This window comes from Ruegeria sp. (assembly GCF_965199275.1).
Taxonomy (GTDB): Bacteria; Pseudomonadota; Alphaproteobacteria; order Rhodobacterales; family Rhodobacteraceae; genus Ruegeria.
This window is the reverse complement of sequence record NZ_CBDAQX010000017.1, coordinates 18,676-42,128: the sequence shown is the minus strand read 5'-3', so window position 1 is coordinate 42,128 and position 23,453 is coordinate 18,676. Positions and strand designations below refer to the sequence as shown.

Here is a 23,453-nt window from a genome sequence, read left to right as displayed (position 1 = left end):
CAGCGTCATGCTTGCCGGATGTGGGGCCATGTCTTTACGCATACGTCAAGTTTGAAAGGATACACCATGCTGCAAGAGATCGCCGACGGAATTCAAAAAGGACTGAATGGCAAAAACTTTGACGGCTCGCTCAAGTTCGATTGTGGCGACGCGGGTGTAATCGTGCTGGCCGACAATCAGGCCACCACGCAGGATCAGGATACCGATTGCACCATCCGTATCTCGCAAGACAACCTGACCAAGCTGCTGACCGGCAAGCTGAACCCGATGACAGGCGTTGCTTTGGGAAAGCTCAAGATCTCGGGCAATATGGGTGTGGCGATGAAGTTGGGGCAGCTTCTGGGTTAGTCGCCTTCCGAGAACACATCAAACGCCTTCAGCGCCTTTGCGCTGTAGGCAAAAGACGGGCCTCCGCCCATATAGGTCGCCATCGAGAGCGCCTCGCACAGTTCCTCGCGGGTGGCGCCGAGACGCACCAGTGATTTCACGTGAAACCCGATGCAGCTATCGCAACGTGTGGCGATAGCAATGCCCAGCGCGATGAACTCTTTGGTTTTTTCGCTCAAGGCACCGTCGGTTTTGGCCGCCTTGCCCATCATCCCGAAGCCGCGCACCGTATCGGGCACCTCTTTCGAGAGGGTACCGATATTGGCCTCGGTCTCGGCCATGAAGTCTTTCCAGTCCATACTGTGTCTCCTTATCCGCGTTCGTCCGCGCCCATGCGGCGTTCCAGCCAACGTACCCCGGCGCTGATGATCAGAACCAGGATCAGGTATTCAAATATCAGCAAGGTGTAGATTTCCAGCGGGCGGTATTCCGTCACCACCAGTTCATTCGCGCGGCGGGTCAGTTCCTGCATGCCGATGACACTGGCAAAGGCGCTCATCTTGACGATGTAGATGAACTGGTTGGCCAAGGGCGGCAGGATGCGCCGGATCGCTTGTGGCAGGATCACGTAGCGCATGGTTTGCACGTAGTTCAGCCCGATGGTCTGGGCCGCCTCGCGCTGGCCGCGTGCGATGGATTGGATACCGGCGCGGTAGATCTCGGCCGTGAAGGCACTGTCGGAAATCGCCAGGGTGATGATCGCGCCCCAGAAAGGATCAATCGGGATGTTCAGGCCCATCGACTGGAACACGATCGGCAGTCCGTAGAACACCCAGAACAGCATGGGCAGCAGTGGAATCGCGCGAATGAACTCGACATAGACCCTGTTCAGCAGCCGCCAGCCGCGTTTCTCGGACAGTCCGGGCAAGGCAACCAACAGGCCGATCACAATTGACAGCGCCGCCGCGATCAGAGAGATCAGGATCGTCGCGCCCATGCCCGAGATCAAGAATTTCACATTGGTCCAGCCCGAGTCAGTCCTCGGGTCGATAACATACCAGCCCCATGTCTGGGATGAGGAACAGCCTGCCAGCAGCAGAAGCGGTATGAGGAGAAGTGCTTTTTTAATCATGCCCACTCAGTGCTGCAATATCTGGCTGAGGAACTTGCGACACCGCTCCGAGGTCGGATTGGTGAAGAAATGCTCTGGCTTGCCCTGCTCCACGATCTCGCCCTGATCCATGAAGATCATCTTGTCGGCGACTTTGCGGGCAAACCCCATTTCATGAGTGACCACGACCATGGTCATGCCTTCATGCGCCAGCTCAACCATCACGTCCAGCACCTCGGCGATCATTTCCGGATCGAGAGCCGAAGTCGGCTCATCAAACAAAAGTACTTTCGGCTCCATGCACAGGGATCGGGCGATGGCGACGCGCTGTTGCTGGCCGCCCGATAGTTGCGTGGGGCGTTTATCCGCCTGATCGGGGATGTGGACTGTAGAAAAGCGTGCAATTTTGACCCCCTAAGCGGGGAAATCGGCGTCCAAATTTGACCCCTCCCTATGGTTGTAGACATCCTTTTCATTGAGCAGTCGATGGAGAGGCAAGCGGGATGATTTGCGTGGAAACTATTAGAAAAGTGCGTCGCTTACACCTGATCGAAAAAAAGAGCATCAAGGAAATTTGCCGTTCGCTCAATTTGAGCCGTGCAACGGTTCGAAAGATAATCCGATCGGGAGTGACGGAGTTCAAATATGAGCGCAAATCGCAGCCATACCCGGTGCTCGGGCCTTGGCGCGCGCGTCTGGATGAAACGCTTGAGGAGAACGAGGCGCTTCCGAAGAAACACCGCAAGCGGATGACCAAAATCTGGAAGGAACTCTCCGATGATGGTTTTGGCGGCGGGTATGACAGTGTTCGACGCTACACAAAGAATTGGCGCATTGCGCACGGCCGACAACAGGCGCAGGCGTTCATCCCGCTGATCTTTGATCCTGGGGAGGCGTACCAGTTCGACTGGAGTGTGGAGACGGTTTTGATGGACGGTGCACTCACGACCGTGAAGGTTGCCCATTTCAAACTTTGCCATAGCCGCATGCCATTCTCCATTGCCTATCCGCGCGAGACGCAGGAGATGGTCTTTGATGCCCACGACGAGGCCTTCAAATTCTTTGGTGGAGGCTGCATCAACGGGATCTACGATAACATGACGACCGCCGTCGATGCGATCCTGTCGGGCAAGGAAAGAAAGTTCAACAAGGCATTCTCCCGGATGTGTTCTCATCATCTGGTGAACCCGATCGCCTGTACGCGCGCGGCCGGTTGGGAGAAGGGTCAGGTTGAGAATCTGGTCAAGGAGAGCCGCGCCTATAGTTTTACACCGCGTCTGGAGGTGGCCGACTTCGATGAATTGAATGCCCGGCTGCAAAAAGACGCGATCAAACGCGCAAAAGAACTGCGGCATCCGGAAAACCTGGAGGTGACGGTCTGGGAGGAGTTCCAGCAGGAAAAGCCGCTGCTGACGCATCTGCAGAAGCCCTTCGTCGGGTTCCGTGAAAAGACGGTCGCCGTGAGCCGAACCTGCCTGATCAACTTCGAAAGAAACAAATACAGCGTTGAGGCAAGAGCTGTTGGACGTCAGGTCCAGTTGCAGGTCTACGCCACGCGGATTGTCCTGCGCCAAGACGGTGAGATTGTCGGAGAGCACGAACGGTGCTTCGGCCGAGGAAAAACGATCTTCAACCCTTGGCACTATGTGCCCGTCCTCAAGCGCAAGCCTGGCGCTCTGCGCAATGGAGCACCGTTCCGTGACTGGGACCTACCACCGGCAATGACGCAGATCTGGACCCATCTGCGGGGCACATCCGACGGAGACCGGCAACTTGCCGATATTCTTTTCGCTGCTTACCAGCACGACATTGATGTGGTCGAGGCTGCCTGCGAAGAAGCTCTAAAATCTGGCCTGCGCAAGGCCGATGCGATCCTGAACATTGTCTCTCGGCGCACCAATCCCCCGCCGCCAAAGGCGATTGAGCCGCCTGCCCACCTGCAGCTGAAAATGGCACCGATCGCGGATTGCGCTCGCTATGACAGGCTTGGAGGCTCCCATGCAACTGCGTAAGGAAATTCTCGAACTTGCCCGTCAACTGAAGTTGCCAGGCATCGTCAACTGCTTTGACGAAGTGATGCAGGCCGCAGCCAAAAACAACTGGCGGCCCCAACAGGTCGTGGCCGAACTCCTCACGGCCGAACTGGCCGAAAAGACTGCGCGCTCGATCCGGTATCAGATGGGTGCCGCAAAGTTCCCGGTCTGCAAGTCCTTACCTGAGTTCGACTTCACGGTCAGCCCCGTCAACGAGGAAGTCGTGCGCAATCTTCATGACGGCGATTTTATGGACCAGGCCAGGAATGGCGTGCTGGTCGGTGGAACCGGATCGGGCAAAACGCATCTCGCAACAGCGATCGGGGGCCACGCGGTCAATAACCGCCGGCGGGTCAGGTTCTTCAGCGCTGTGGATCTCGCGAACAAGCTGGAGGCTGAACATCGCGAAGGCAACGCCGGGCGGCTCAGCGAGCAGCTGATCCGCGTCGACCTCGTGATTATAGACGAACTCGGTTATCTGCCGTTCGCAGAGTCTGGTGGACGATTACTCTTCCATCTCATCAGCAAACTGTACGAGCGAACGTCTATTCTGCTAACAACCAACCTCGCATTTGCTGAATGGCCGAGTGTGTTCACAGATGCCAAAATGACCACTGCTCTCCTGGATCGACTGACACACCATTGCGATATCATCGAAACCGGGAACGAAAGCTGGCGAATTAACCACCGCGACTAACCTCGAAATCGGGGAATAAATTCAAAACAGACAGCAGGTCAAACCTTCAGTCGAGCTACGCTCTCTTTTCGGTTTGACCTGCTGTCCACCCCCTCCTGAATCAACCTAAACACGACCCCCTCAACGCCCCTCTTAGCTCCAAGGGGGGTCAAATTTGGACGCCGATGGGGGGTCATTATTCAATGCCGATTGACAAAGTTGGGAAGGTCGCCGACTTCGTCATCCTTTCGGACGATCCGACAGCGGTGGACCCGGAAACTCTGGCCGAGCTTCGGGTTCTGGTGACCGTGAAGAACGATACAGTTGTCTACGAAGCTGAAGAAGGCGTTCGAGAAGGAAAGCTGGACGTCTCGCCCTTTTCTAGCGATCCGGTTGTGGCACATACCTTCCTGCACGCGATTTATCAGGGGATGAAAGTCGAACAACCTTGGCTGTCGAGAACATTCTGAATTGTCCGGTGTAGGTAACATGCCAATTGTCCGCTTCAGTTGATTGCGCGGTGGCCCAATTCGGAGGGAGCCGTAGGCGACCGTAGATTTGGGCCACCGCGTTCGCGCCACGTCGAAGCGGGTCACGCGACTTTGTGTTTGCTATCCTCCTGTGTGATGGGTGATCCGTCAGGCTGGTAGCGGCCAATGCATCTCGGGCCGTGGAAGATGACCAGTTGACCATCGGGGTATTCGTGGACCCTGACCTTCGCCTTGACGAAATGATGACGGTGCCTGTCTGCCGCGATCTGCATGACCAGGCCCTTGTAGCGCACCGTATTGTCGTTGCCGACGACGCGGTCTTCCTGCACACACAGGGTGTCGCGCACATTGCCTGTAAACGGCACGAAGGCCGAGGTCGTATCCTCCGGCTCCTTTGCAAACAGGGCATTGTGTTCGGGAAGATAGACCTCTTTCAGGAACTGATTGGCCTCTTCAATGGTTGTGATCCCATGGGACCGCAGTTCCTGCGGCAATCGGTTCTGGAACGTGCCAAACATGCGTTCAGACCGTCCACGGGCCTGCGGTGAATAGGCCGGGATCAGCTCAATGCCGAGTTGCTGCAAGGCGCGCCCGACCTGGGTCAGATTGTCCTTGTCCACTTTGCCGCCCGCTTCGGGCGTATGCCAGTAATGAGAGCCCCGATCGGCATAGAGCGAGCAAAACAGACCTTGCGCCTCGATCACCTCTGTCAGCCCCTGAAAACTGCTCATCGTCCCTTCTTCCTCGACAAAGAATGCCGAATAAACCCGGTTGGTGGCATCGTCCATGGTGACGATCAGATCCCACCACTGACCCGGAACCCATTCATGGCTGGAGCCGTCCTGATGCAACATCATGCCAACCATCGGACGGCGGGGCCGCTTGCGCCGATGGGCACCTCGTCGGGGTGCTGCCTGAACCCGGCCGTGGCGCTGCAGTGTAAGCCGCACCCAGTTGTAGCTCTGTGTGAAACCATGGTGGGCCACCAGCTTCTCGTGGAAATGCTTCGGCGTGTAATCCCAGTACTTGGTATCAAACAGTTCAAGCATCTCCATGACCTTATCCGTGGCAACACGATTGTTGGCCAGTTTGCCAAGCCGACGGTCGTACAGACCTTCTGCACCATCCGCCTCAAATCGATCCTCCCAACGCCTGACGGTGCGCACGGATACACCCAGTATCTCAGCCGCCTGTTCTTGCGTCAGCTTGTTCGCGCTTCGCCGCGAATACACATCTTCAAACTTCATCAGTCGAACTTCCTGTAACACTTCTGCTCGGTTCATAACGCCTCCTCTCAGAGACAGAATAGAACCGGACAGATCGCATGTTACATACACCGGACATATCGCGTGTTAGCGACACCTTGGCTGGCGACAGAGCCAAAACGCAATTAAAGGGTGTTTCCGAGGGCAGGGCTATCCCTGCCCTTCCACCAAAACCTTGAGGTTCATCAGACCACGCTCATAGTCTGGACCAAGCCACCGATCCATCATCACCCCCATCCAACGAGACATCGGGTTCATACCCAACTCGGATTCGAACCCCCATGTAACCTGCGTCTGATTCCCATCGGGCTGCAGGAGGAATGCGGCTGTGGCTGTTCCCATCGGACCGAAATCAAGCGCGGTCTGGACGCTTTGGTTTTCGACGCTCGCCACAATCACTTGCGATCCGGTGCCGACCTGCGGGTCGTCAGAGCTCCAGTTCAAAATATTCCCAACCCCCGACTCTGGCCTGGAATAGGTCAGCTTGGTCTCGGGGTCCCGGTGCAGCCAAGGCGACCAATGCTCAGTCTGTTGCATCGAGTTCACATAGGGAAAGATCGCCTCGGGCGGCGCGTTGATGGTGATACTGCGGGATACATCAGCTTTTGAGGGCAGCAGGTACGCAATGCCGACCAGTGCCAGTACAAGAACGACCAGGCCAAGAAAAACGCGTTTAATCAATTTCATAATATGCTCCAAAGGGTAATTCCTTTGTCTGGAGCATATCATAGAAAATTGGACGGAACCGCTGCTTACCGCGATGCTAGGGCGTTAGACCGGAACGAACTTTTTCTGATAGGGATCGAAACACTCCAACCCGCCCGCGCCGATATCTGTCCAAAGCCCGTGCAGGCTGAGCGTGTCGGTCTTGACCGCGTCGGAAACAAACGGGAAGGTCATCAGGTTTTCCAGCGACGCAACGACGGCCTGACGTTCAAACTGGCGGGCCTGCTCGACGCCATCCTCGATATCCGCGACCTGTTCGTACTTGGGCTTGAGGATATCCATCCAACGGCCAACAAAGCTCTCTTTCGCTTCCAGCTGCGGGGCCTGCCCTTTGCACATGTCGATACAGCCCTGCACCCCACCGCATTGCGAATGACCAAGCACGATCAGATGCGCCACTTTCAACGCGGTCACCGCATATTCGATGGCTGCACTGGTCCCGTGGTGATCCCCATCCGGGGCGTAAGGGGGCACCAGGTTGGCAATGTTGCGGTGAATGAAGAACTCACCCTGATCGGCACCGAAGATCGCGGTCACATGAACCCGGCTGTCGCAACAGCAAATCACCATCGCACGTGGGCGCTGCCCCTCATCCGCCAAACGCCGATACCAGACCTGATTTTCGGAATAGGTCGTCGCTTTCCAGCCGTGATACCGTTTCACCAGATAGGTCGGCAAAGGTTTGGCTAAATCCATTTCGGCATTCCCGTCTTTCGTTGCGTAGGCTGCTGTAAACCGAATTCAAGAAAAATTCGAGCCATTATCCAAATTCATCGCAAGGTTTTGCAAAGGAATTGACAGCAAGGATCAATGCCACGCCGTGGGGGCAACTAAACTAGGGTGAATGTGGTGGAAAACATACTCAGGCTTGAACACAAGGAAACCGTGCGACTGGATCCGGATCGCCTCAGCGGGCTGTACCGGCAATTGGGCGACAAGAACGCGCTGGACGTGCTGTGTCGCACGGTCGAGGAATTGGCTGTGCGCTTGTCGAATTGCGAACGGCACTGGCGGCAGCGCGATTGGGAGGCATTGCGCAAATGCGCCAAGTCGCTGGTGGCAATCGCCGATCAGATCGGAATGACGGCGCTGGCGCGGGTTGCGGGCGATGTCACTGGTGCCGTAGATGCTGGCGATGCGGTTGCAGCAGGTGCAACGCTGGGACGGTTGATCCGGGTTGGAGAGCGCTCTCTGACCGCGATCTGGGATCAGCAGGACCTTTCGGTGTGACGGGGGTTGCGGGCAGGCTGCAGGCGGATAGTCTGGTCGCAAATTCACTCAGCCCGAGACGCGTATGACCCTCAGCTTTGCCCAACCCTCTGACACCTCTGTGCCGCTGCATGTGGTGGCGCAACCTGATCTGGACGATTGGCTGGCCGGTCAGTCCGATCACATCCGAAATTGGGTTGCAGCGAACGGGTTCAAAGGCGCGTTGGGTCAGGTCCTGACGGTGCCAAGCACGGAAGGCGGCGCGGGTTTCGCGCTGGCCGGGTACGGGACCGAGGGCAAGCGCGCCCGCAAGCGGTTCCCTCTGGCCGCTGCGGCGGATGCGCTGCCGGAAGGCGGCTATCACATCGCAGCGGGCGTTCCGACGGAGCATCTGGAGATGGAGTGTCTGGGCTGGTTGCTGACCGGCTACGCCTTTGATCGCTATGCGCCTCAATCCGCCGCCAAGGCGCGACTGGTTGCCCCGGAAGGCGTTGATGCCGCGCGGTTGGAGGTACTGGCAAATGCCGAGGCACTGACCCGCGATCTGGTCAACACGCCAGCCTCTGATATGGGACCGGATCAACTGCAAGCGGCAGCCGAAGCGCTGGCGGATGAATTCGGAGCCACCTGCAAAACGATCATCGGCGACGCGCTGCTGGAACAGAATTTCCCGATGATCCACACGGTTGGGCGCGCCGCAGATCAGGCCCCGCGCCTGATCGAGATGAACTGGGGCGCGACCGGACCGACGCTGACGCTTGTCGGCAAGGGTGTGTGTTTCGATACCGGCGGGCTGAACCTGAAACCGGGCGCGTCGATGGGTCTGATGAAAAAGGATATGGGCGGGGCCGCCAATGTTCTGGGCCTTGCCCGGATGATCATGGCGCTGAACCTGCCGTTACAACTGCGGGTGCTGATCCCGGCGGTCGAGAATGCAGTCGCAGGCAACGCCTTCCGGCCAGGGGATATCCTGACCTCTCGCAAGGGCCTGACCGTCGAGATCAACAACACCGATGCCGAGGGGCGCTTGGTTCTGGCCGACGCGCTGGCGCTGGCGGATGAGGGGAAACCGGACCTCGTGATCTCGATGGCAACCCTGACCGGCGCGGCCCGTGTGGCCGTTGGGCCTGATCTGGCCCCGTTCTACACCGATGACGACCGCGGCGCCGCGGCGCTGAGCAAAGCTGCCGCCCAAGTCGCTGATCCAGTCTGGCGCATGCCCTTCCACACACCCTACGAGGCGATGATTGAACCCGGCATCGCCGATCTGGACAACGCGCCCTCGGGCGGTTTTGCAGGCTCCATCACCGCAGCCCTGTTCCTGCGCCGCTTTGTTGAAGACAGCAATTACATGCATTTCGACATCTATTCCTGGCAGCCCAGCAAACAACCGGGCCGCAGTAAGGGTGGATTGGGGCAAGGCCCACGCGCCCTGCTGACCGCACTGCCCGAGATTTTGGGCCTATGACAGATCGCAGGCTCTTACCCTTCAACGGACGGTTCGCGCATTCTTCCCTGAAAGGTCAGGTCGAGGCTGAGGTTTTTACAGACGGCGAACCCTTTCGGATACAAAGGTTCGTAGAGGACATTCTGGACGAACCTAATGGTACTCGTCAGTGCCAAATGGTACCCGGAGAAGTCTTCGTCATTCTGGACAAAACGGACAATTCCCTGTTCGGATACCGCGAAAAAGACGGTTATGTCGGATGGATCAGACCCGGAATTCAAAAGCGCCCGATTGAGCCGACGCATCGAGTTTGCGTGCCCAAAGCGGTCTCGTTGGAACACCCTGATGTGACCAAAAACGCGAATGAAAGAATTCTACCTTTCGGAACACTCGTTGAATACTGGCCGCGTCGTGACCCGGACCGTGAAAACGCCATTCGATCAACCGGCTGGGTTTGCGTGAAGGAGGAGGGTTATGTCCCGACGGCTCGGTATATTCGCGAAACTCAGCTGGCCGAATTGGACTGGGTGGCGTCTGATCCTGTGACCGTCGCGGAACAGTTTCTTGCCACCCCTTACCTCTACGGTGGTGACACAGGGCTTGGCATTGATTGTTCGGGCCTGGTTCAGATTGCGTATCAGTCCTGCGGAATGGCCTGCCCGCGCGATAGTGACATGCAATCTAGGTTTTTCAGGCCGATTTCAAAACCTGGCTTGCGCCGAGGCGATCTGGTGTTTTGGAAAGGTCATGTGGGCATGATGCTGGATAAAGATACGCTTTTGCACTCAAACGCATATCACATGGCCGTCGCGAAAGAGCCTCTGGAGGAGGCCATCGCGCGTATCGGTCAAAAGGAATTCGGCGCCGTAACTGGCTACGGGCGGCATCCGGAGCTTTAGGCTCTAATCCGGAGAAACTGAGCGGATCAGCTTGCGCTCGAGCACCCTTAGAACCGTGCGCAGATCGTGGCCGCGTTTCAGGATACGCCCGTCCATCCCAACAACGGAATACATCCCCTGCTTTTGGCGCAGGCGGGGGTGTTTCTCGATCCGGTAGATGGGATGCTCGGCGGTGCGTCGGAAGATCGAAAAAATCGCCATGTCGCGCAGGTTGGAAATTCCGTAGTCGCGCCATTCTCCGGCGGCGACCATCTTGCCATAGACGGACAGGATATGGGACATCTCCTGACTTCCGACATTTTTTCGTATAAGTCATTGATATTATTATGCCTTGGTTGCCAAAAGGCACTACACGGACTTTTTTCGCCAGCGATTGTTTCGGAGTGTTGAGGGAGCTCAGGCTTTGGTCTGGCCAGTTTTTCGGGTGCGCCCGGGGGGTATCTTGAAAGGGGCTTCGTTCCAGGTCAGGCCGACGCAGGTGAGGATGCGTCTGGCATCGACCGTGGCATGGCTTGGCATGCCGTAGCGGTCAGGGGTGCCTTTGTGGCGCAGGATCGAGAGCTGCAATGCGTTCAACTCGTTGCGGATACGAGCCGGGCTCATCGGGTGTCCGAGCAGGTCCAGATGCTTGCGCAGGTGCTGCAGGCAGCAGAAGGCCATGTAGCAGATGGCGATATGGGCCCGGACCCGACGCGGCGACCAGTGATAGATGGGCCGGATTTTCAGATCGTGCTTGTTGGTGCGGAAGCAGGCTTCGATCTCCCACAACTGGTGATAGCGGGCAATGACGTCCTGTGCCTCCAGTTCGTCCGCACCATGAACAACAATGGCATGCAGCCCGTCCCATTGTGCCGCTGCCTTGATCTTTGCATCATCCAGCGTGACGTCCCCGCTGTCGGGGAAGGCCAGGAAGCGGCCATATCCCCGGCTGCTGAAGCTGCCGGGTTTGCGAGAGCGCTTGAGCTTCTTGTGCAGCTTTTCGATTGCCTTGTCGCGCTTGTGGGCATCATTGCGTGCCCGGGTGGGTGACCAGGTCACAATGACCCGCGCTCCCTCCTGGTCGATCACCTTGTACCAGCCCTTCTCGGTTGCCTCTTCAGAACCGTGTCCAGCCCAAGGCTGGCGTCCCTCCGGGCTCAAAATGTTCGCCTTCACGGCGGCCGGGGCGGACTTCATGCGATAGCCGAGGATGTAGGGCAGACCCTTGTTCTGCAACATCTGCTGGTTGTCCTTGCTGAGCATGGCGGCATCGGCCACGAACGTGACCCTGGCCACGTCGAAGCGTCCCTCCAACGCCTTCAGCGCAGCTTCCAGCGTATGACCTTCCCAGGTGTTTCCCGGGAAGAGTTCATAGCCCACAGGCAGCCCATCGGAGGTGACGATCAGCGCCAGCATGACCTGAGCGCGGTGATGCTTGCCATCCTTGCTGAAGCCCTTGGCCAGAAGATGATCCTGCTCGACCCCGTCCGCATCCTCGGCCGGGTCCTCGCGCTCGGTGTCAAAGGCCAGGGTCGTGCAATCGTAGAACAGCACGGTCACTGGCCCGCCCAGCAACTTCTCTGCCGCCGCGTGAGAGGTTTTGCAAATCCCGTCTATCACCGGCGTATTGATGTAATCCATGCTCCGATAGACCACGTCCAGATTGAGCGTGATGCCTGCCTGGTTCTCCAACGCCTCCACGGTCGCGCGCTTGCTCTCGGGCTGTGCGATCCGCGCCATAACCAGCTCTTTCACAATGCGATTGGCACTTTTACGCGCCGCCCCCAGAAGGGCCCCCCAACCCAGTTGGTCATACATCGTCCCCATGACATCCCGCAGACCCAGAGAGACCCGCGCCTCCTCACGGCACTCGGCAAGATCAACGCCAAGCTTGTCCGGCCGCGGAGCGCGGCGCACCAGCGCCTGCAGATCGGCATATTCCGTGGGCGTGAACAGTTCCATTTGCGGCGAGCGATCAATGCGTAATTGCTCCATCAAGCGGCCCGCCAGACGCTTGATATCCTCAATCTCGCTGTCGTTATGGGCCACACCCACATGGCGCAGGATCTTCTGGCGTACCTTGGAGCCGGTGCGGACGGATTCAACGATCTGGATCCGTGTGCGGTTGAGCTTTGCGTCATGTTTGGTGCGGATGAACATGGGCGAAGAGGTTAGCCATCTGAAGGCCCATGTCAATACTTTTTATAATAATGGGGCACTACAACGCGCCTCTGAGCAACCACACCTGAAAACAAACCAAAAACCCAGTCAGATCAACAAAAAGGTCGGAAGTCAGGAAAAAATCGCCATGTCGCGCAGGTTGGAAATTCCGTAGTCGCGCCATTCTCCGGCGGCGACCATCTTGCCATAGACGGACAGGATATGGGACATCTCGCGCCGGTCGAACGCGACGGGCATCTGGGCCGAGTTTGTTGGGAACCGGCTGGGAGGCTGCATGTTCATACCACAAGCCTTGCCGGAAAACGCGGCTGAATCAAGCCCGATGCGCAAGCGGGCCATAATTCGTCAACGGGTGTTACCGCCGTCCGACTTGTCGACATATCAGGATCACAGGCAGTAATCCAACGGCCAGAATGACCAAGGATGGCACCGCCGCCCCCTCGAGCCGCTCGTCCGAGGCCAGCCGGTATGCCTGCACCGCCAGCGTGTCAAAGTTGAAGGGACGCATGATCAGCGTTGCAGGCAATTCCTTCATCACGTCGACAAATACGATCAACAGGGCCGTCAGCAACGAGGGCGTCAGGATCGGCAGATGCACCCGCCTGAGCGTGCCCAGAGGTGTCTGCCCCAAAGACCGGGCTGCGGCGTCCATATTGGCGTGAACCGTACTCTGCCCGCCTTCATAAGCACTTAGGGCCGCCGCAAGGAACCGCACCATATAGGCCGCCACCAGCAGCCAGATTGACCCGGTCACTAGCAGGCCGGTCGATACGTCAAATGTCGCGCGCATCCACGCGTCCAACGCGTTGTCAAAGCTGGCAAAAGGCACCAATAGTCCAACCGCGATCACTCCACCCGGCACCGCATAGCCCAGCCGCGCGATATAACCCGCGATGGTCGAGGGCCGCCCCGGTCTCAAGCGCTGAAAGAACCCGACACTGACGGCCGCAATAACTGTGATGACAGCAGCCGTCCCGGCAAGAGTCAGCGAGTTCTGAATGAAGCCGAGGTAGCGGGGCGACAGCAGGTTCTGCTCGGATTTCAACCCCATCTCGAACAGAACGACCACCGGCAGGAGGAACCCGAAAAACACGGGAATGGCGCAGAGGGCAAAAGCACCGATCGCGCGCCATCCAGTCAGTTGCGCTGCGGGCAGAGCTGCATGTTGCTTGCCCGCTTGATAATACTTGGCCTTGCCGCGCCGCGTGCGTTCAGCCACAGCCAACACAAGCGCGAAGGTCAGCAGGCACAACGCCAGTTGTGCGGCGCCTGCACGATCTCCTAGCGAAAACCAACTGGTATAAATGCCCGTGGCGAAGGTCTGAACGCCGAAATACGAGACGGTTCCAAAATCGGCGATGGTCTCCATGATCGCCAAAAGAACACCTCCGGCAATGGCCGGGCGTGCCATCGGTAGCGAAACCCGCCGAAACGCCAGCCAGGGGCTGTTTCCCAACGCCCGCGCCGCCAGAAATGCGGTGGCGCTTTGCTGCAGGAACGCTGCCCGCGCCAGCAGGTAGATATAAGGATATAGCACCAGCGTCAGCATCACCGCTGCGCCCTCGGTCGAGCGGATTTCGGGGAACCAGTAGTCGCGCGGCCCCCAACCCGTCACATCGCGCAGCGTGGCCTGCACGATACCGGGATGATCAAGTATGAACGTGTAGGCATAGGCCAGAACGTAGGCCGGGAAGGCCAGCGGCAGGACCAGCGCAATCTCCAACAGGCGCACGCCGGGGAACCGCGTCATCGTCACCAGCCAAGCGGCTCCGGTCCCGATGCTGAAGGTGCCCACAGCGACCAGAACCACCAATATGGCGGTGGTCATCGTGTAGCGCGGCAATACGGTTTCTGCGAGGTGCGAGATAGTTTCCGTGCCACCGGTCAGCGCCGCCAGAACCACCGCGACCATTGGCAACAGACAAGCCGCCGCCACGACATAGGCAATACCCGCCAAAAGCCGCGTGCCACGCACACCGCGGTTTCGTGATCCATTTTCAGAATATTCGATCTGGGCCATTGTCCGGGCTTGTAGGTGGCGAGGGCGTCCTCTTTCTCGACTAAAACGCTAGGAAACGCCAGTGCCCAGAGCAACAAATCTGCGGCATCAAACGCCGCAGATATCAGTCATAGACGCGCTGATCCTCGATCACCAGGCCATCCTTGGGCAAGGACCCGGGGGCCACAACCTCGATCGCGCCTTTGAGTTTCAGCACTTCGGCAACGGATTTTGCGTAAGCCATGTCATCGCCACCCGGGCTTTCGATCTGAACGGTCATTGTGTCCATCTCACCCTGACGCGCGGCGATGACCCGGGCTTTGACGATCTCGGCATGTTTGTCGACCAGCGCGGCCACCTGCTCGGGCCGGACGAACATGCCCTTGATTTTGGTGGTCTGATCGGCACGCCCCATCCATCCCATGATCCGAGCGTTCGTACGACCGCAAGGCGACTGACCCGGCATAATGGCCGACAGGTCGCCGGTCGCAAACCGGATCAGCGGGTAATCCGGGTTGAGAGAGGTCACCACGACCTCGCCAACCTCACCGGGGGCAACCGGAGTTCCGGTGCCAGGGGTAACGATTTCGACGATGACGTGTTCGTCCAGAATCATCCCCTCAATCGCTGCGCTCTCATAGGCGATATTACCCAGATCAGCGGTGGCATAGCATTGCAGGCAGGCAATGCCGCGATCCGCATATTCCTGCCGCAGCGACGGGAACAACGCGCCCCCACCCACAGCCGCCTTAGAGAAACTCAGCGCAACGCCCATGGCATCGGCCTTGTCCAAAATGACCTTCAGATAGTCCGGCGTGCCCGCATAGGCCGTGCATCCAACGTCGCGAGCGGCGGTCACCTGCAGCTCGGTCTGCCCGGTTCCAGCAGGCAAAACAGCCGCACCAACCGCGCGTGCGCCGTTTTCAAAGATCATGCCCGCAGGCGTCAGATGATAGCCGAAGCAGTTCTGAACAATGTCGCCCGCGCCGACACCGGCAGCGTTCAGGAACCGGCCCATGCGCCACCAATCGTGGTCGGTGCTGCCCGGCTCATAGATCGGGCCTGGGGATTGGAACACATGGTGAAAGTGCCGCGCCCGTTTTATCGTAAAGCCGCCAAAGGGCGGGCGCTCTCCTTGCGCGCGGGTCAGGTCCGACTTGCGAAGCACCGGTAGCATGGGCAGGTCTTCGGCCGTTTTTACAGTATTAGTGTCTGTTTCAGCGAAATGCGCCATGAACCCAGGCGCAGACCGCGCCCGTTCCAGTTGCGCCTGCAGCGCCACCGCCTGATCCGAGGCGCGCTGATCCGCCGAGCGCGTTTCGAGTGCGTCGAAATAGGTCATCGCCATATCCTCCATCAGATCACAACCACCGCTTGCGGCGGCGATACGAGCGCACATCGCGAAAGCTTTTGCGGCCTTCATCCGACATGCCGAGGTAGAATTCCTTCACATCCGGGTTCTCACGCAGTTCGGCAGCGGGGCCGTCCATCACAACGCGACCGGATTCCAGAATATAGCCGTAATGGGCAAAGCGCAGCGCCACGTTGGTGTTCTGCTCGGCCAAAAGGAACGAGACGCCCTCTTTCTCGTTCAGGTCTTTTACGATGCCGAAAATCTCTTCGACCAGCTGCGGAGCAAGCCCCATTGAGGGTTCGTCCAGCAGGATCGTCTCGGGCCGTGACATCAGCGCGCGGCCCATCGCGACCATCTGCTGTTCCCCGCCCGAAGTATAGCCCGCCTGACTTTTGCGGCGTTCTTTCAGGCGCGGGAAGTAGTTGTAGACCAGCTCCAGATCACTCTGGATCGCGGCATTGCCGTCCTTACGGGTATAGGCCCCGGTCAGCAGGTTTTCCTCGACCGTGAGGTGCTCGAAACAGTGGCGCCCCTCCATCACCTGAATGACGCCTTTTTCCACCAGATCCGCCGGGTCGCTTTCATGCACGCTTTGGCCGCGATACTTGATTGAGCCCTTGGTCACCTCACCCCGTTCGGAATGCAGCAGGTTCGACACCGCCTTGAGCGTCGTGGTCTTGCCCGCACCATTCCCCCCAAGCAGCGCCGTGATGCCGCCTTTGGGAACCGTCAGGCTGACGCCCTTCAGCACGAGGATCACGTGATTGTAGATCACCTCGATATTGTTGACCTCAAGCAGGGTTTCCGCCTGCACATCCGTGGTTTGGGCCGCATCCAGCATCAGCGCCTATCCTCGTTCGCGTGTTCGGGTCAGGGCGGCAGTAAACCGCCGCCCCGCTTGGTTCAGAGCGCTTTAGTTACAGCGCGTTTCGATATTGTTTTCAGCCGCATAAGCCGCCGAGTCTTCTGCGATCAGAGCGTTGATGACTTCGGCATCTGTCGGTTTGAAGTCCTGAACCGGGTTCCAGGTTCCGGCTGCTGCATCCCACTGGACCACACCCACAAGACCGGGGCCGCCATGGTTTTCACATGAAACCGAGAATTCCGGTCCGAAACCGACCATGCCCAGACCTTCCATCTTGGCATTGGTGATTTCCAACGCTTCCATGCCATCGCGCATCATCGACGCGTCGATCTCGGCAGTGCCATGCATCTCCTGAGCAGTTTTTACCGCCTCAGCCGCCAACATCGCAGCATAGAGACCGCGGTTATACTGAACCGTGCCCAGCTGATCCCCTGCGCCTGCGGCTTTACCGGCATCGACGACGTATTTCTGCAGATCGTCATAGACCGGATAGTCCATACCCAGGCCCGTGAAGGTCAGCGCTTTGTAGCCGGTGGCCTTTTCACCCGCAGGCTCGACATCGAATTCAGCACCTGACCACCAGACGCCAATGAAGTTCTCCATCGGGAAGCGAATGTTGGCCGCTTCCTGCACCGCAACTTGGTTCATGACGCCCCAGCCCCACATGATCACAAAATCGGGCTTTTCGCGGCGGATTTGCAGCCACTGTGACTTCTGCTCCTGACCTGGGTGGTCGACGGGTAGCAGAGACAGCTCATAGCCGTGCTTTTCGGCCAGCGTTTCCAGTGTGCGGATCGGCTCTTTGCCGTAGGCAGAGTTGTGGTAGACCAACGCGATCTTCTTGCCGCTCAGGTCTCCGCCGTTTTCATCCAGCAGATAGTTAATCGCGCCCGAAGCTCCGTTCCAGTAGTTGGCCGGATAGTTGAACACGTGGCTGAAAACCTCGCCATTCGCAGCCGAGGTCCGGCCATATCCCATCGTGTGCAGCGGGATGCCATCTGCCGTCACTTTCGGGATAAGCTGATAGGTAATCCCAGTGGAGAGTGGTTGATAGACCAGCGCACCTTCGCCCTTAGTCGATTCATAGCATTCCACACCTTTTTCAGTGTTATAGCCGGTTTCGCATTCGATAACCTTGGCTGGAACACCCCCGATGCCGCCATCGCGTTCATTCAGCAGGGTGAAATAGTCGGCGTAACCGTCAGCAAACGGAATACCGCCTGCCGCGTAGGGACCCGTTCGGTAGCTGAGCGACGGGAACACAAGGTCGGCCATGACCGGACCTGCGGCCATCACGGCGCCCAGCGCCAGGGTTGCCAGTTTCTTGTTCATCGGGTGTCTCCTCCCTTGATTGATCCGATGGTGGGTTCGGGCGTTTGCACCCGTCTTTTTTGATTGGGCCTGTCCCTAGTGCGGGAACGGCCAGAGTCTGAGTTTCTCTTTGGCGACACGCCACAGCTGCGCCAGCCCGTGCGGTTCGAGGATCAGGAACATGATAATCAGCCCGCCTACGATCACGAGGTTCAGGTGCGCCACGATGTCCGTGGGCCAACCCAGCATGTCTACGCCGATCAGCTTCAGGACGACCGGCAACAGCACTAGGAAAGCAGCCCCCGCAAAGGACCCGAAAATAGACCCTAATCCGCCGATAATGACCATGAACAGCACCAGAAATGATTTCTGGATGCCAAAGACCTCACCGACTTCGACCGCGCCCAGATAGACCGCAAAGAACAGCGCCCCTGCGATGCCCACGAAGAACGAGCTGACGGCAAAGGCGGTCAATTTGGCCTTGAGGGGGTTCACGCCAATGATCTCGGCAGCGATATCCATGTCGCGGATCGCCATCCAGGTCCGGCCCGTGGTGCCCCGCGTCAGGTTGCGCGCAAGGATGGCGCAGACGGTCAGGAAGATTAGGCAGAACAGATAGGTCGCCCATGCCGGAGCATTTGGACCGGTGATGATGATGCCAAACACATCCCGTTCCGGCGCGTTGATCTGTCCCGAAGCCGAGTAGTTGTAGAACCATGGCACCCGGTTAAACAGCCACACCAGGAAGAACTGCGCCGCCAGCGTCGCCACGGCCAGATAGAAACCCTTGATCCTGAGGCTCGGCAAGCCGAACAACACGCCCACAAAGGCCGTGATACCTCCGGCAAGGATCACGTGGATGAACATGCTGACATCCGGGAAAGCGGTCATCAGCTTGTAGCAGGCATAGGCACCCACAGCCATGAACCCCCCCGTGCCCAGCGAGACCTGCCCGCAATAACCTACGAGGATGTTCAGCCCGATCGCTGCGATGGCGTAGATCAGAAAGGGCAGCAGCAGCGCGTTGGCCCAATAGTCGTTGATGATGAAGGGAATGATCCCGAACGCCACCGCCAGCACGACGTAGTAGCGATACCGGTCAAACTTGATCGGGAAAGTCTGGCTGTCAGCAATGTACGAGGTTTTGAAATCCCCGGCCTCACGATAGAACATGTCTTACTTTCCCCATTCTTCCTGCGCCCGGTTCCGGGCCGCGGCGTCCAATTGGTTTGAGCCCTTGGCATATCCGCTCGCCTCAGACGCGCGGACCAGTTTCAAATAGGCCAGAACGCCCATGATCAGACCCGCAAAAGCCAGGATTGCTGCGATAGTGAGCTGGCCTTCGGAAAGATCGTCGGAGGTGAGGGCAATATACCCAAACGCCCAGAACCCGGCCCACGCGATGACGTTGATGATGGCGATCAGCTTGGTCATCGCTAAACCCTCTCGATGATCTTCTCGCCGAACAGGCCCTGAGGTCGGAACACGAGGAAGATCAGCGCCAGCACATAAGCAAACCAGTTCTCGGTTGCGCCGCCCAGCGCAGGTCCCAAGGCGAATTCGAACAGCTTCTCGCCTACACCGATGATCAGCCCGCCGACGATGGCACCGGGGATTGAGGTGAAGCCACCCAGCATCAGCACCGGCAGCGCCTTGAGCGCGATCAGCGATAGCGAGAACTGCACGCCCGACTTGGTGCCCCACATAATCCCCGCAACCAGAGCGACGAACCCGGCGACGGACCAGACCATGACCCAAATGAAGTTCAGTGAGATGCCAACCGACAGCGCTGCCTGATGGTCATCCGCCACGGCGCGCATCGCCCGGCCCTGTTTGGTGTACTGGCTGAAGGCGACCAGAGCTGCCACCAGAAGCGCGGCAATGATCGTAGCCACGATGTCCAGATTATCGATGAAGAAGCCGTAGTCGAAGATGTTATAGGTCGTCTCATCAATCCAAAGGTTGATGCCCTGGGGCAGACCCACGTCAAGCGTCTTGATCTCAGACCCCCACATCAGGTCGGCAACGCCTTCAAGGAAGTAAGCCAGACCAATGGTAGCCATGAACAGAATGATTGGCTCCTGTCCGACCAGATGGCGCATGACGAAGCGCTGCACTGCCCAGGCCAGCAACACCATCACCGCCATGGTCAAAAGGATCGCCAAAAGCGCAGGCACGTTCCAGCCGAAATAGTGGATATGCGTCCCGAAAATCGCATTGATCAGATGGGCAAACGGCACTTGCCCCTTCATGATCCCAACCAGCGTCATCGCCGCAAAAAGCGCCATAACCCCCTGGGCATAATTGAAAATCCCCGACGCCTTGTAGATCAGCACAAAGCCCAGCGCGACCAGCGCATAAAGCACCCCGGCCATCAGACCGTTGAGGATGACCTCCATCGCAAATACGAGTTGTTCAGGCATAGGTGCCCCCCCAATTTACTAATCCGATGTCAGTCATGGCTGACCCCCAGATAGGCGTCGATGACCTCTTGGTTGTTGCGCACCTCGTCGGGCGTGCCGTCGCCAATTTTCTTGCCGTAATCCATAACGATGACCCGGTCGCTCAGGTCCATCACCACGCCCATGTCGTGCTCGATCAGTGCGATGGTGGTGCCAAATTCGTCATTCACGTCGAGGATGAAACGGCTCATGTCTTCTTTTTCTTCGACGTTCATGCCCGCCATGGGTTCATCCAACAGAAGCAGCTTCGGCTCCGCCGCCAAAGCACGCGCGAGCTCCACTCGCTTTTTCAACCCGTAAGGCAGGCGTGACACAGGCGTCTTGCGGATGTGCTGGATCTCGAGGAAGTCGATGATCCGCTCAACCGCCTCACGATTCTCGGTCTCTTCCGCTTCGGCCTTCCCCTTCCACCACGCTTGCTGAAGGATATTGGTCTTCATAAAGCTCAGGCGTCCGGTCATGACATTGTCCAGAACGCTCATGCCTTCGAACAAGGCGATGTTCTGGAAGGTCCGCGCAATCCCCTGCTGTGCCACCTCAAACGGCCGCATCGGAGGCCGCTTGGAGCCGTGGAACCATACCTCCCCTTCTTGCGGGACATAAAACCCCGAGATCACATTCAGCATCGAGGACTTGCCCGCGCCGTTCGGTCCGATAATGGCGCGGATTTCCCCCTCGCGAATGTCGAACGAGATATCCTTGATCGCCACCACGCCGCCAAATCGCAGGGTGATGTTCTTCATCTCCATCACCACACCGCCGATCTTGCGGCCGTCTTCGGTGATATATCCTTCGGAATTATCCAGCATCAGCCTCTCCCAGACTTACGCGAAAACGGGACGGTGGGCGGGGCGATGACCGCAGGTCGAGCGGCGCTCGAACGGCCCATCATTCCGCCGCAACCTTGTGCTGCGCGACCGACACAACCGGCGCATCAACGATCTCAAGCGTTGCAGAAATAGACCCTTTGCGCCCATCCTCATAGGTCACTTCGGTTGTCGTCGAAACGCTCGAAGATTCGTCATAAAGCGCGGCGATAATGTCGTGGAATTTATCCTCGACAAAGCCGCGACGCACCTTACGGGTCCGGGTCATCTCGCCATCATCGGCATCCAGTTCCTTGTGCAGAACCACAAAACGATGCACCTGACAGCCCGACAGCATCTCATCCGCTGCGACCGACTTATTTACCTCTTCCACATGGGCCTTAATCGTCTCTAACACACGCGGATGTCCCGCGAGCTCCTGATAAGACGCGTAAGCCACGTTGTTGCGCTCCGCCCAGTTTCCAACCGCCGTCAGGTCGATATTGATGAAGGCCACACAGCGATCCTTGCCGTTGCCGAACAGCACGACCTCTAGAATATCGGGATAGAACTTTAGCTTGTTTTCGACATATTTCGGCGCGAACATCGACCCGTCAGCCATTTTGCCCACATCCTTGGCGCGGTCGATGATCCGTAGATGGCCCGAGCTTTCCTCGATGAACCCGGCATCCCCAGTCGCAACCCAGCCCTCAGCATCCTTGGTCGAGGCCGTCGAATCCGGGTTGTTGTAGTATTCAACAAACACACCGGGCGAGCGGTAGTGGATCTCGCCACTCTCGTCGATTTTCAACTCAACCGCAGGGGCCGGAACGCCGACCGTATCCGCGCGCACCTCGCCATCCGGCTGCTGGGTGATAAAGACGGTTGCTTCGGTCTGACCATAGAGCTGTTTGAGGTTGATGCCCAAAGAGCGATAGAAATCAAAGATTTCCGGCCCGATGGCCTCACCCGCAGTATAGCCAACGCGGAACCGGCCATAGCCAAGCGTATCCTTCAACGGACCATAAACCAGCATATTGCCCAGCGCGTATTTCAGCTTGTCACCAAAGCCCACCGGCTTGCCGTCCAGCAACAGACCACCGACCTTCTTGGCATGGGCCATGAAGTGATGGAACATATTGCGCTTCAGCTTGCCCGCATCCTCCATCCGGATCATCACATTGGTCAGCTGGGTTTCGAAAACGCGCGGCGGGGCAAAGAAATAGGTCGGTCCGATCTCGCGCAGGTCCGTCATCATCGTGTCGGCGCTCTCGGGGCAGTTCACGCAGAAGCCGCACCAATAGGCCTGACCGATCGAGAAGATGAAATCGCCCACCCAAGCCATCGGCAGGTAAGACAGAATATCCTCGTTCCGGGTCAGATGATCGAACTCGGCCGAGTTCTTGGCACTTTCAATGACATTCCGGTTCGACAGCACCACACCCTTGGGCTTGCCTGTTGTCCCCGAGGTATAGAGCATCACACAGGTATCGTCATAGGTGATCGCCGCGATACGCTTGTCCAGCTCGGTATCGAACCGCGCGTGCCCAGCGCTGCCTTCGGCCATGATGTCCTCAAGCGCGTTCATCTGGGAGTGGTCATATTTCCGCATCCCGCGCTTGTCGGTATAGAGGATGTGTTTGACCTGAAGCAGGTTTTCCTGAATCTCGATGACCTTGTCGACCTGCTCCTGATCGCCGCAGACGACGTAATTCGCGCCGCAATGTTCCAGCACATAGGCCATCTCTTCGGCGACCGAGTCCTGATACAAAGGCACCGGAACCGCGCCCACCATCTGTGCGGCCACCATCGACCAGTAATGCGCCGGACGGTTGCGACCGATGACGGCGATGTGGTCGCCCTTCTCGACGCCCAACTCCAGAAACCCAAGCGCGATGGCACGGATTTCCTTGGCGGCCTCCGCCCAGGTCCAGCATTGCCAGATCCCGAATTCTTTTTCCCGATAAGCCGGGGCATCCCCGAACTGCGCGGCATTGCGGTGTAGCAGCGCCGGAAGGGACTGCATCCCTTCAGCGCCCGACTGCGTCTGAGCCAATCTCTTTCTCCTCCCCACCCGACCCCTCCCCGGGCCGGAAATGGCGGGTCCGGGATGGTGCCCGAACGCCAATGCCCCGATTAGGAGCATCGGCACGATCAGCGTCAAGTTTTGCCTGATGTTTTCTCAATTCTTACGAATTGTAACAGGAGCAAATAGAAGGCCTAGGGCGTTATGAGATGGGCTAGCACTGTGCTTTCCGCGCGACATCGATCCCTAGAGCGTTGCAATCTCAGTTCTTTAACTTGCGCTATGC

At 58.1% G+C, this 23,453-nt stretch carries 24 protein-coding genes and 2 pseudogenes; 8 read left to right on the top strand and 18 right to left on the bottom strand.

Going from position 1 to position 23,453, the window contains the following annotated elements; translation table 11 throughout:
* Positions 1-66 precede the first annotated feature (66 nt).
* Positions 67-348 carry an SCP2 sterol-binding domain-containing protein gene (locus tag ACOERD_RS14225; protein ID WP_170550796.1) on the top strand — a complete coding sequence of 94 codons (282 nt, stop codon included), beginning with the start codon at positions 67-69 and terminating at the stop codon, positions 346-348.
* Here ACOERD_RS14225 and ACOERD_RS14220 read toward each other — a convergent pair.
* From ACOERD_RS14220 to ACOERD_RS14210, 3 genes and pseudogenes are all read right to left on the bottom strand, one after another.
* Complete coding sequence (locus tag ACOERD_RS14220; RefSeq protein WP_419739456.1) at positions 345-686, bottom strand: carboxymuconolactone decarboxylase family protein; 342 nt, start codon at positions 684-686, stop codon at positions 345-347. The genes ACOERD_RS14225 and ACOERD_RS14220 overlap by 4 nt on opposite strands.
* An 11-nt stretch (positions 687-697) precedes the next feature.
* Entirely contained in the window at positions 698-1,459 is a 762-nt protein-coding gene (locus tag ACOERD_RS14215; protein ID WP_419739455.1) for an amino acid ABC transporter permease, read from the bottom strand.
* 6 nt (positions 1,460-1,465) lie between these two features.
* Positions 1,466-1,825 (bottom strand): annotated as a pseudogene (locus ACOERD_RS14210) (amino acid ABC transporter ATP-binding protein); the annotation flags it as partial.
* Between the two features lie 116 nt (positions 1,826-1,941).
* Here ACOERD_RS14210 and istA point away from each other — a divergent pair.
* The 3 genes from istA to ACOERD_RS14195 all read left to right on the top strand — a co-directional run bounded on the left by istA (position 1,942) and on the right by ACOERD_RS14195 (position 4,617).
* A complete protein-coding gene (istA, locus tag ACOERD_RS14205) occupies positions 1,942-3,450 on the top strand; it encodes an IS21 family transposase (protein WP_419737605.1) in 1,509 nt (502 codons plus the stop codon).
* A complete protein-coding gene (gene istB, locus ACOERD_RS14200; RefSeq protein ID WP_419737606.1) occupies positions 3,437-4,168 on the top strand; it encodes an IS21-like element helper ATPase IstB in 732 nt (243 codons plus the stop codon). The genes istA and istB overlap by 14 nt, the downstream gene beginning before the upstream one ends.
* A gap of 182 nt (positions 4,169-4,350) precedes the next feature.
* Positions 4,351-4,617: an amidohydrolase family protein gene (locus tag ACOERD_RS14195; RefSeq protein WP_419739454.1), complete on the top strand. Its 267-nt coding sequence runs from the start codon at positions 4,351-4,353 to the stop codon at positions 4,615-4,617.
* A 122-nt stretch (positions 4,618-4,739) separates the two neighbouring features.
* On the opposite strand, the gene ACOERD_RS14190 is transcribed toward ACOERD_RS14195, so the two are convergent.
* The 3 genes from ACOERD_RS14190 to ACOERD_RS14180 all read right to left on the bottom strand — a co-directional run bounded on the left by ACOERD_RS14190 (position 4,740) and on the right by ACOERD_RS14180 (position 7,325).
* Entirely contained in the window at positions 4,740-5,921 is a 1,182-nt protein-coding gene (locus ACOERD_RS14190; protein WP_419737631.1) for an ISNCY family transposase, read from the bottom strand.
* Positions 5,922-6,053: 132 nt separating this feature from the next.
* Positions 6,054-6,590: an SRPBCC family protein gene (locus tag ACOERD_RS14185; protein ID WP_419739453.1), complete on the bottom strand. Its 537-nt coding sequence runs from the start codon at positions 6,588-6,590 to the stop codon at positions 6,054-6,056.
* 84 nt (positions 6,591-6,674) lie between these two features.
* Positions 6,675-7,325 (bottom strand): carbonic anhydrase, encoded by a 651-nt coding sequence (locus ACOERD_RS14180; protein WP_419739452.1) that lies wholly within the window; start codon positions 7,323-7,325, stop codon positions 6,675-6,677.
* 144 nt (positions 7,326-7,469) lie between these two features.
* On the opposite strand from ACOERD_RS14180, the gene ACOERD_RS14175 reads away from it, so the two are divergent.
* The 3 genes from ACOERD_RS14175 to ACOERD_RS14165 all read left to right on the top strand — a co-directional run bounded on the left by ACOERD_RS14175 (position 7,470) and on the right by ACOERD_RS14165 (position 10,184).
* Positions 7,470-7,859 (top strand): hypothetical protein, encoded by a 390-nt coding sequence (locus tag ACOERD_RS14175; protein ID WP_170640975.1) that lies wholly within the window; start codon positions 7,470-7,472, stop codon positions 7,857-7,859.
* 64 nt (positions 7,860-7,923) lie between these two features.
* Positions 7,924-9,306, top strand: coding sequence for a leucyl aminopeptidase family protein (locus ACOERD_RS14170; RefSeq protein WP_419739451.1), 1,383 nt, complete (start codon positions 7,924-7,926; stop codon positions 9,304-9,306).
* Positions 9,303-10,184, top strand: coding sequence for an NlpC/P60 family protein (locus ACOERD_RS14165; RefSeq protein WP_419739450.1), 882 nt, complete (start codon positions 9,303-9,305; stop codon positions 10,182-10,184). Before ACOERD_RS14170 ends, ACOERD_RS14165 begins: the two co-directional genes overlap by 4 nt.
* 3 nt (positions 10,185-10,187) lie before the next feature.
* Here the strand turns inward: ACOERD_RS14165 and ACOERD_RS14160 are convergent, their stop codons facing one another.
* Both ACOERD_RS14160 and ACOERD_RS14155 read right to left on the bottom strand, forming a co-directional pair.
* The gene (locus ACOERD_RS14160) at positions 10,188-10,493 is read right to left on the bottom strand and encodes a DUF2794 domain-containing protein (protein WP_419739464.1); all 306 of its coding nucleotides are present in this window, start codon (positions 10,491-10,493) and stop codon (positions 10,188-10,190) included.
* A gap of 87 nt (positions 10,494-10,580) precedes the next feature.
* A complete protein-coding gene (locus tag ACOERD_RS14155; RefSeq protein ID WP_419737624.1) occupies positions 10,581-12,323 on the bottom strand; it encodes an IS1634 family transposase in 1,743 nt (580 codons plus the stop codon).
* Between ACOERD_RS14155 and ACOERD_RS14150 the strand changes: the two genes are divergently transcribed.
* On the top strand, positions 12,316-12,498 hold the full coding sequence (locus tag ACOERD_RS14150; RefSeq protein WP_419739449.1) for a hypothetical protein: 183 nt from the start codon (positions 12,316-12,318) through the stop codon (positions 12,496-12,498). The genes ACOERD_RS14155 and ACOERD_RS14150 overlap by 8 nt on opposite strands.
* Here ACOERD_RS14150 and ACOERD_RS14145 read toward each other — a convergent pair.
* The 10 genes and pseudogenes from ACOERD_RS14145 to ACOERD_RS14100 all read right to left on the bottom strand — a co-directional run.
* A pseudogene (locus tag ACOERD_RS14145) lies at positions 12,459-12,626 on the bottom strand (DUF2794 domain-containing protein); the annotation flags it as partial. The gene ACOERD_RS14150 and the pseudogene ACOERD_RS14145 sit on opposite strands and share 40 nt — an antisense overlap.
* A gap of 73 nt (positions 12,627-12,699) precedes the next feature.
* Positions 12,700-14,364, bottom strand: a complete 1,665-nt coding sequence (locus tag ACOERD_RS14140; RefSeq protein ID WP_419739448.1) for an ABC transporter permease — start codon at positions 14,362-14,364, stop codon at positions 12,700-12,702.
* 103 nt (positions 14,365-14,467) lie between these two features.
* Positions 14,468-15,685, bottom strand: coding sequence for a phenylacetate--CoA ligase family protein (locus ACOERD_RS14135; protein ID WP_419739463.1), 1,218 nt, complete (start codon positions 15,683-15,685; stop codon positions 14,468-14,470).
* Between the two features lie 19 nt (positions 15,686-15,704).
* On the bottom strand, positions 15,705-16,538 hold the full coding sequence (locus ACOERD_RS14130; protein ID WP_170470807.1) for an ATP-binding cassette domain-containing protein: 834 nt from the start codon (positions 16,536-16,538) through the stop codon (positions 15,705-15,707).
* Positions 16,539-16,610: 72 nt separating this feature from the next.
* On the bottom strand, positions 16,611-17,894 hold the full coding sequence (locus ACOERD_RS14125) for an ABC transporter substrate-binding protein (protein ID WP_170380266.1): 1,284 nt from the start codon (positions 17,892-17,894) through the stop codon (positions 16,611-16,613).
* A 75-nt stretch (positions 17,895-17,969) separates the two neighbouring features.
* Positions 17,970-19,046 (bottom strand): branched-chain amino acid ABC transporter permease, encoded by a 1,077-nt coding sequence (locus ACOERD_RS14120; RefSeq protein ID WP_419739447.1) that lies wholly within the window; start codon positions 19,044-19,046, stop codon positions 17,970-17,972.
* Positions 19,047-19,049: 3 nt separating this feature from the next.
* Positions 19,050-19,307: a hypothetical protein gene (locus ACOERD_RS14115; protein ID WP_170380264.1), complete on the bottom strand. Its 258-nt coding sequence runs from the start codon at positions 19,305-19,307 to the stop codon at positions 19,050-19,052.
* 2 nt (positions 19,308-19,309) lie between these two features.
* Positions 19,310-20,296: a branched-chain amino acid ABC transporter permease gene (locus ACOERD_RS14110; RefSeq protein WP_170462900.1), complete on the bottom strand. Its 987-nt coding sequence runs from the start codon at positions 20,294-20,296 to the stop codon at positions 19,310-19,312.
* 29 nt (positions 20,297-20,325) lie between these two features.
* A complete protein-coding gene (locus ACOERD_RS14105; protein WP_419739446.1) occupies positions 20,326-21,144 on the bottom strand; it encodes an ABC transporter ATP-binding protein in 819 nt (272 codons plus the stop codon).
* Positions 21,145-21,223: 79 nt separating this feature from the next.
* On the bottom strand, positions 21,224-23,167 hold the full coding sequence (locus tag ACOERD_RS14100) for an AMP-binding protein (RefSeq protein ID WP_419739462.1): 1,944 nt from the start codon (positions 23,165-23,167) through the stop codon (positions 21,224-21,226).
* Positions 23,168-23,453 lie beyond the last annotated feature (286 nt).